Origin of the sequence: Moraxella sp. CTOTU47618 (assembly GCF_032017425.1) — a bacterium.
In the GTDB taxonomy this organism is placed as follows: domain Bacteria; phylum Pseudomonadota; class Gammaproteobacteria; order Pseudomonadales; family Moraxellaceae; genus Faucicola; species Faucicola tetraodonis.
This window is the reverse complement of the sequence record NZ_DALZPW010000005.1, coordinates 146,218-154,694: the sequence shown is the minus strand read 5'-3', so window position 1 is coordinate 154,694 and position 8,477 is coordinate 146,218. Positions and strand designations below refer to the sequence as shown.

Sequence of the window (8,477 nt, the reverse complement as noted above, 5' to 3'; positions counted from 1 at the left end):
GGACATTATGTCGCTTCATCTAAGAGTGCAGTAGAGGGGATGGTCGGGGGCTTACTCTATATTATTAAATTATAGAGGCTCTGTATTCCGCCATGGTAGCGGCTTTGCACGCAGATATGTGTACAGACTGGTGAATATAAATGTACAGATAGGTGAATCAAGATGTTCAGATAGGTGAATATAAATGTACAGATGGGTGAAATACGTGTACAGATGGGTGAAGCTAGCAGTTTAACGCACATTAAAAGCGATTCGAAATAAATAATGAAAAATAACTTCTAAATCATTGAAACGAATGAATTTTGATTAACTTTTGTAACTGACATAGATTAACATAGATTACGATTTTACCCATCATCATGCTCACTTCTATAATCAAGCTCACAATAATTTGAGCCAATTGATAGCAAGTAGCCCATGACTATGCAAAGTTTTTACAATCAAGGTGCTGATAAAGTAATGATTATCAAACCCAATACGCTGATTGAAGCGGGTTTCGACTTGACCGAAGCCGAGCATGACTTGATAACACTGGCGGTTAATAAACTACATCGTTTGCAGTCTGGCGGCAGACGAGTATTGATTAGTGCCAAAGAATTTGCCAACGCCAATCGTGTCAATGAAATCTATGCCTATCGAGCCTTAAAAGATACCGCCAAAATACTTGGCGACAGAAAACTCAAATTTACCCTATACCTTGATAAAACCATTCAAGCGACCAATGAAGCGGACAAACTCACTGTTATCAAGCCTAACCACAACAACTTTACCACGTTGCGTTCTGAATATAACTGGCTACAAGGGGTCTCGTATCAAGATGATCAAGGCTTTATTATTTTGGATTTTTCCGACTGTAACTCTCCCCTAAAATAAAACAGCTCAGACATAGCCTTAATTGGCTAAGACCACATTCAGCTTTGAAGGGAAAACACCTATGGAGAGGTATTTTGAATTAAGCGAGGAAACGCCTTTAATTTAATTCCAATGCACCAATTACCGCTTTGCCCCAACTTGGTAACTCTTGACTAATCGAATACCAAATCCAAGTGCCTTTACGCTCACTTTCTAAAATACCGATTTGCTTTAATTGGTTTAAATGCCGTGAGATAGTTGGCTGTGGTTGGTCTAACTCGCTGATGATGTCACACACGCATAACGCCTGCTTCTGATTAAGTAGTTGCACAATTTTTAATCTGGTGGGGTCGCTTAACGCCTTGAGAAAGTCTGTTTTATTCATATATTTACATATCCAAATATATAGATTATAGTATAGCTCAATTTTAACAGGTTTCTATAGGCAGTCAATGATTACCGCATTACTCATTTTTCTAGTGACTTTGATATTTGTAATATGGCAACCTAAAGGCTTGGGCATCGGTTGGACGGCCAGTATCGGGGCTGGGATAGCTTTGCTATTAGGGGTAATAACGGTTGCCGATATTCCTGTAGTGTGGAATATTGTTTGGAACGCTACCTTTGCCTTTATTGCCATTATCATCATTAGCCTGTTACTTGATGAAGCAGGCTTTTTCCGCTATATCGCCTTGCACGTTGCAAGATTAGCAAAAGGTAGCGGTAATCGGTTGTTTGCGTTTATTGTGCTACTTGGGGCGGTGGTATCGGCATTGTTTGCCAATGATGGTGTGGCTTTGATATTAACACCCATTGTGATTGCGATTTTAACCACGTTACGCTTTTCCCCTGCGACTACCCTTGCTTTTATTATGACAGCAGGGTTTATCGCTGATACCGCTAGTATTCCGCTCGTGGTGTCTAATTTGGTAAATATTGTGTCGGCTGACTTTTTTAAAATCCCTTTTACCGATTATGCCAAAGTGATGATACCAGTAAACGTGGTAGCGGTTGTCACCTCATTATTGGTATTGTATGGGTTTTATCATAAAGACATTCCTACGGTTTATGCGTTGGATTTAATCGAAAACCCACAATCAGCTATCGTGGATAAAAATACCTTTATCATGGGTTGGGTGGTTTTGGCGTTACTTTTGTTGGGTTTTTTTGTGCTTGAGCCTATAGGTGTACCCATTAGCTTCATTGCAGGGGTTGGAGCGTTGGTGTTGCTTGTGGTAGCGAAAATGGGTAAAAAAATAACGGTGCTGCCGATTGTCAAAAATGCCCCGTGGCAAGTGGTGATATTTTCATTGGGCATGTATTTGGTGGTGTATGGCTTAAAAAATGCAGGGCTGACCGATTATTTAGCTCATGAGTTAAGCCAACTCGCTAATCATGGCATGATGACAGCTACAGTAGGAACAGGGTTATTATCGGCAGGGCTTTCATCTGTCATGAATAATATGCCAACGGTGTTAATTCAAGCTTTAGCGATTGATGAGGCGACTATCCATGACCCCATGATAAAGCAAGCCATGATTTATGCCAATGTAATAGGCTGTGATTTAGGCACGAAAATTACCCCGATTGGCTCACTCGCTACCTTATTATGGTTGCACGTTTTAGCCAGTAAAAATATTACGGTGAGTTGGGGCTATTATATTAAAGTCGGTATTATTTTAACCTTGCCTGTATTGGTGGCTACATTGGTTGCATTGGCAATTTGGTTGCCAATAATTCAATAATTTTAAAACTTAAAAAGGAACAAGTATGCAAAATATCACAATTTACCACAACCCTAACTGTGGCACATCACGTAACACGCTTGCTCTTATCAAACATCAAGGCATTGAGCCCTCTGTTATTCATTATTTGGATAACCCACCTGATGGAACAACCCTGCGTGATTTAATTACCAAAATGGGTATTACCCCAAGACAATTACTGCGTGTAAATGTGCCGCCTTACGCTGAACGTAAACTAGATAACCTTAGTTTGACTGATGATGACCTTATTCAAGCTATGTTAGCTGACCCACTTCTAATCAATCGTCCAATCGTTGTGAGTGATAAAGGCGTTAAGCTGTGCCGTCCTTCCGAAGTTGTACTAGATTTGATTGATACACCCTTAACCAAAACCTTTATCAAAGAAGATGGGGAAAAGATTGAGCCGACAATTTAGTCAAAACACCTGTTTTTATTGAACTTGTAAGCCGTTATTGGGACTCCCCAGTAACGGCTTTCTCATTTCAGCAATAAACTATCGTATTGATTTAAACCATAACTTGTATATTAGGACTTACGCAAAAAATTTTGCTTTTGCGTAAGTCCTATATCTAATGGATTTTGCTAACATACAATTTAAGGTAATTTAACTTAAAGGTTTTCGTCTGTTCGAGTCAGATTATGCCTCCCATATTCCAAAAGCCCCAGTCGATTGATTGGGGCTTTTTTATTGCAGTGATATCAAGGGGTTACGTGATTTTTCGGGGATTGAAAGGTAAACATCCGACCATTCTTTGGGCTGACACCATTATTTACTATTTTTCTCAAGTAATCGCAGTTCAGTTTTTTGAATTTTGCCAACCGCGGTTTTGGGTAATTGCTCAATAAACGTGTATTGACGTGGTCGTTTATACCCGGTTAATTGCTCATGACTAAAGGCTTTAAGCTCATCTATCGTCAAACTGTCATCTGATTTGACAATATAGGCTTTAACCGATTGCCCTTGAAGCGCATCTTCAACGCCAATCACGGCACATTCTTGGACTTTCGGGTGATTTAATAGCACCGCTTCAATTTCGGTTGGATAGACATTAAAGCCACTGACGATCAGCATATCTTTTTTGCGATCCATTAATTTGATATGCCCGTTTTGCATCATCATCCCAATGTCGCCTGTCTTTAAATGACCTTCAGGTAAGAAATAATCGGTGTTGTCAATGTTATGATAACCTATAGTCACATTATCACCTTTGATACAGATTTCACCCACTTCACCTAACACCACTTCATTGCCCACATCATCACAGATTTTGATATTGATACTCGGTAAAGGTAGGCCAATATCGCCAGTGTACTCATGATTGGTGAGCGGGTTACACGTGCCTGCACCGATAGTTTCGGACATGCCCCATCCTTCTATTAAGGGGCAGCCTGTAAGCTCAAGCCAAGCTTTGGCCGTGGCGGGGGTGGCTGCCATACCGCCGGCGATTGATAATTTTAGTTCACGGGTATCGACACTTTTAAAATCGGGGTGGTTAACTAATGCCTGAAACAAGGTATTAACCCCAGGAAGAATGTGAAACGGCTTAGCAGATAATATTTTGATAAAACTGGCAATGTCTTTAGGGTTGGTCACCAAGGTCATGCGCATGCCAGATTTCATGCCTAACATGGAAAAGATAAACGCAAAGATATGATATAGCGGCAACGCTAGGATACTATGGAATACTTGTTCGACATTTTTTTGTTGGTTGAGTACCGGCAAAAACCACTGATAGTATTGCTCAACTGCTGTCAAAATATTTCGATGGGTCAGCAAGATGCCTTTGGGTCTGCCAGTGGTGCCGCCGGTGTATTGGATAAAGGCAACATCATCAAGTGATTTGGATGGCTTTTGGTAAGGCATGGATTTAGCGATTTTCATCACTTGACCCAATCGTAATGGCTGATACTTTTTGTCAATTTGGTAAGGCGCTACCATTTTCTTGACATATTTTACAGCGATATCGACTATTTTACCCTTTAATCCTAACAAGTCCCCTAAACGGATAATCACGACTTTTTTCACTGGGGTTTTATCAATGATTTTTTGTAAAGTGTGAGCAAAATTTTCTAAAATAAAAATAACTTCGGTATTGGCATCAATCAACTGAAACTCTAATTCACGAGCTGTATGTAGCGGATTAATCGGCGTCAAAACATACCCTGAGCGAATCGCACCTATCATGACCGGTAAATACGCTTGTACGTTAGGCAGCATGATAGCGACACTGGCATTTGGGCCCAAGGATTGGGATTGTAGCCAGCGGCTGACAAGGCGTGCGACGTTATCCACTTCTTTGTAGCTGATCGCTCGCTCTATATTGCTGGTGAATTCTCGTGAGGCAAAGGCCGTTAAACGATCATCAAAAAATTCTATTAACGATTGATCTGTTAAAGCGGGAATGTGTGCGGCGGTGGCAGGGTCATAAAATTTTGTCCAAAAATTTTCCATGTTGTTATCCTTTTTCTGTCCTTAGAAAATAGGCTAATAGGCCCTTGAAAGGTTTTTTTCATGGGCCTATTAGGGTGCGCGTATTGCCGCGCTTTTTGATTGCTATCAATTACTGTGCCTTGAGTTGATAGTGACGCAAATGAATAGCCTAGTTGCAATCATTATCACACCAAGGCTTAACATTACCATACTCATCTTGATTAGCAAATAGTTCATGACAGGCGGCTTCTGCCAAGGTTAAAATAGGCGTCACGCACACATCAAATTGGGTAAAGTAGTGCTGCCAGTGGCTAAGTGGCTGCGAGGCAAATTTTTGGGCAATCGCTTGGGCAGCGGCTTGGCTCTGCGGATGAGTAGGCAGTACGCCCATTTGCCAATGGCTAGCCGCATGTTCATTAACATCTAACGCTTGACACAAGCCTTGCCAAAACTTTAGCTCAAGCGAGCCGACTGCCATATAACGACCGTCTTGTGTCTGATATAGCCGGTAACATGGCAGCACGCCGCCTAAAAAATCCTGCTCAGGCGTCGGTGTTACCTGGGTTAATGCTTTGACAAATTTCCCCGTCGCTTTTGGCATCACCAAATGGTTGTATAAACTATGGGTCATGCTGGTGATGATATGGCGACCTTTGCCAGTTAGCTTGGCATTGACAACGGCCGCTAATAAAGCGATGACCGCCGTGTCACTCCCGCCAGCCAAGTCGGCAAATTGCACATTGGGCATGGCTTGTTCACCCGATGCGGTTTTGAGTTGGTCAAGTACGCCACTCATTGCCATAAAGTTGATATCGTGCCCGGCTTTATCCGCCCAGTTGGGCGTCGTACCATAGCCAGTGATGGAAACAATCACCAGCTTTGGGTTTTCCGCAAGCAGTGCCTGTGGCGAAAGTCCCATGCCTTCTAATACGTTGGGGCGGAAACTATCAATCATCACATCAGCAGTGGCAATGTCGCTTTTAAGCTTAGCAATATCATCGGGGTGTTTGAAGTCCATTTTGTGACAAGCTTTGCCATGATTTAAAGCATCAAACAAATTGCCCAACGCCCGTGCAGGGTCACCTGACTTGGGTTCATACTTGATCACATCTGCCCCCAAATCAGCGAGCAGTCGTGTGGCAAATGGACCCGGCAAGTTGCGTGATAAGTCAATAACTTTTAGCCCTGTTAAGCAGTCAGCTATACCCAGTGCGGCTATGGCGTCATTCATTAACAAACTCCTTATGCGCTTTTGCCATAGCTACTAAAACTTGGGCAGGGGCAAAGCGCTCACCATAACGCTCGGCAAGTTGTTGACTGCGTGCGACAAAATTATCAACGCCATAGGCATTAATAAACTGCAAGGTACCCCCATGATGCGGGGCAAATCCCCAGCCAAAGATAGAGCCGATATTGGCATCTGCGATTGAATTAATCACGTTTTCTTCATAACAACGGGCGGTTTCATTGGCTTGGATAAACATAAAACGGTCAATAAGCTCTTGCTGAGTAGGCTGCGTGTCTGCGACGGGGAATAAGTTTGATAGCCCGGACCACAGTTGTTTTTCACCACCCTCTGGGTAGTCATAAAACCCTTTGCCGACTTTTTTACCCAAACGCCCGTGGGTTTTGCCCATCAGCTCGACCACGCTATCGGCGGGGTGATGGGGCATTTCCTTGCCTTCTTTTTGTAAATCTTTTTTGGTTTGCTCATTAATATGCAGCATCAGACCTAAAGACACCTCGTCTTGCAGTGCCAGCGGTCCGACAGGCATACCTGATTTGATACCAGCTACCTCAATCAGACGGGGATGGACGCCCTCAGAGAGCATGGCAGAGCCTTCGGTGATATAGGTGGCAAACACACGAGACGTATAAAAACCACGGCTATCATTGACCACAATCGGCGTTTTGCCAATTTGTAACACATAATCAAAGGCTTTGGCTAACGTAGTTTCATCGGTTTGCTCGCCCATAATGATTTCAACAAGCGGCATTTTATCGACAGGTGAGAAAAAGTGTAACCCGATAAATTGCTTAGGACGGCCACTCGCTTTGGCTAAACCGGTAATTGGCAAGGTTGAGGTATTTGACGCAAAAATCGCATCGCTAGCGGTGACTGCTTCTGTTTGCTGGGTACACTTGGCTTTAATATCACGGTCTTCAAACACCGCTTCAATCACCAAGTCACAATCCGCTAAATCTGCATAATCCGTGGTGGTTTGAATTTTATCCAGTAAGGATTGTTTTTTGCTATCATTGCTTCTGCCTTTGGCAATCGCTTTATTCAGCAAGTTTTCTGAATACGTTTTGCCTTTATCCGCATTTTCAATCGTGGTATCTAGCAATACCACGTCAATGCCTGCCTTAGCAGAGACATAGGCAATACCAGCACCCATCATCCCTGCGCCCAACACACCGACTTTTTTGGTTTGGTATGGCGGGATAGATTTTGGACGAGATTGGCCCTTGTTGATGCTGTTGAGTTGGTGCCAAAGCGTGCCAATCATATTTTTTGACACTTGTGACATGGCACAGGCGACAAAATAGCGGGATTCAAGCGCCAGCGCTGTATCGATATCCACTAAGCTACCTTCAAACACACATGATAAAATGTGGGTAATGGCAGGGTAGTTGCCATGCGATTTTTGATTTGCCATCGCAGGGGCAATGCTCAGCATTTGGGCATTTTGCGGGGTTAAGGCGTTACCTTGAGGGATTTTAAAGCCTTTGGCATCCCAAGGCTGCTGAGCGGTTGGATGCTCATGAATCCACTGTTTGGCTTGTTCAATCAGTGCCGTTTTATCAGTAACTACCGCATCGATAATGCCAAGCTGATGAGCGGCTTGGGTGGTAAGCTTAGTGCCTTGGGTCATCAACTCTAACGCTTTTTGCATACCGACAAGACGCATTAAACGCTGCGTACCACCGCCCCCAGGTAATAAGCCCAATTTGACTTCAGGCAGGCCATATTTGGCATTCGGTTGGTCAACGGCAATGCGATAATGACAGCCCAACGCTACTTCAAGCCCGCCACCTAAGGCAGTGCCGGTTAATGCAGCGACGACAGGTTTACCGCAGGTTTCAAGGCTGCGTAACACCTTTTTGAAATGTTCCACAAAATCAAAAGCTTGCTTGGGGGATTGGATATTGGCAAATTGGTCGATATCGGCACCCACGATAAAGCTATCTTTATCGCTGGTGATGATAAGCCCTTTGCTGTCTTTGTCTTCAATAAAACTTTGAGCGATTTTTTCTAAATCATTGCTAAAATGCTCATCAAGCACATTCATTTTGCGAGATTGTTGAATGGTCAAAATGACAATATTATCGTCGTCAGTGGCAGAAAAATTGGCCAATTGATTCGCCGCTTGGCTGGTAAGACTGGTCATAGAAACATCCTTTTTTCTTCAGTTTTTTAATTCAAT

The 8,477-nt window shown here is 43.0% G+C and carries 7 protein-coding genes; 3 read left to right on the top strand and 4 right to left on the bottom strand.

Annotated features, from left to right (window positions below; translation table 11 throughout):
- The first annotated feature begins 417 nt into the window (after nucleotides 1-417).
- Nucleotides 418-873 carry a replication initiation protein gene (locus tag RTS09_RS06070; RefSeq protein ID WP_076775676.1) on the top strand — a complete coding sequence of 152 codons (456 nt, stop codon included), beginning with the start codon at nucleotides 418-420 and terminating at the stop codon, nucleotides 871-873.
- 97 nt (nucleotides 874-970) lie between these two features.
- Here RTS09_RS06070 and RTS09_RS06060 read toward each other — a convergent pair whose 3' ends face one another.
- Nucleotides 971-1,237, bottom strand: coding sequence for an ArsR/SmtB family transcription factor (locus RTS09_RS06060; RefSeq protein WP_007117092.1), 267 nt, complete (start codon nucleotides 1,235-1,237; stop codon nucleotides 971-973).
- A gap of 67 nt (nucleotides 1,238-1,304) precedes the next feature.
- Between RTS09_RS06060 and RTS09_RS06055 the strand changes: the two genes are divergently transcribed.
- Nucleotides 1,305-2,597 (top strand): arsenic transporter, encoded by a 1,293-nt coding sequence (locus RTS09_RS06055; protein ID WP_312535222.1) that lies wholly within the window; start codon nucleotides 1,305-1,307, stop codon nucleotides 2,595-2,597.
- Between the two features lie 25 nt (nucleotides 2,598-2,622).
- Nucleotides 2,623-3,033, top strand: a complete 411-nt coding sequence (gene arsC / locus RTS09_RS06050; RefSeq protein ID WP_312535221.1) for an arsenate reductase (glutaredoxin) — start codon at nucleotides 2,623-2,625, stop codon at nucleotides 3,031-3,033.
- A gap of 351 nt (nucleotides 3,034-3,384) precedes the next feature.
- Here the strand turns inward: arsC and RTS09_RS06045 are convergent, their stop codons facing one another.
- The 3 genes from RTS09_RS06045 to RTS09_RS06035 all read right to left on the bottom strand — a co-directional run bounded on the left by RTS09_RS06045 (nucleotide 3,385) and on the right by RTS09_RS06035 (nucleotide 8,441).
- The gene (locus tag RTS09_RS06045; RefSeq protein ID WP_312535219.1) at nucleotides 3,385-5,070 is read right to left on the bottom strand and encodes an AMP-binding protein; all 1,686 of its coding nucleotides are present in this window, start codon (nucleotides 5,068-5,070) and stop codon (nucleotides 3,385-3,387) included.
- A 148-nt stretch (nucleotides 5,071-5,218) separates the two neighbouring features.
- Entirely contained in the window at nucleotides 5,219-6,280 is a 1,062-nt protein-coding gene (locus tag RTS09_RS06040) for a CaiB/BaiF CoA transferase family protein (RefSeq protein ID WP_099808508.1), read from the bottom strand.
- On the bottom strand, nucleotides 6,273-8,441 hold the full coding sequence (locus tag RTS09_RS06035) for a 3-hydroxyacyl-CoA dehydrogenase NAD-binding domain-containing protein (protein ID WP_284034766.1): 2,169 nt from the start codon (nucleotides 8,439-8,441) through the stop codon (nucleotides 6,273-6,275). The genes RTS09_RS06040 and RTS09_RS06035 overlap by 8 nt, the downstream gene beginning before the upstream one ends.
- Between the last annotated feature and the right edge of the window lie 36 nt (nucleotides 8,442-8,477).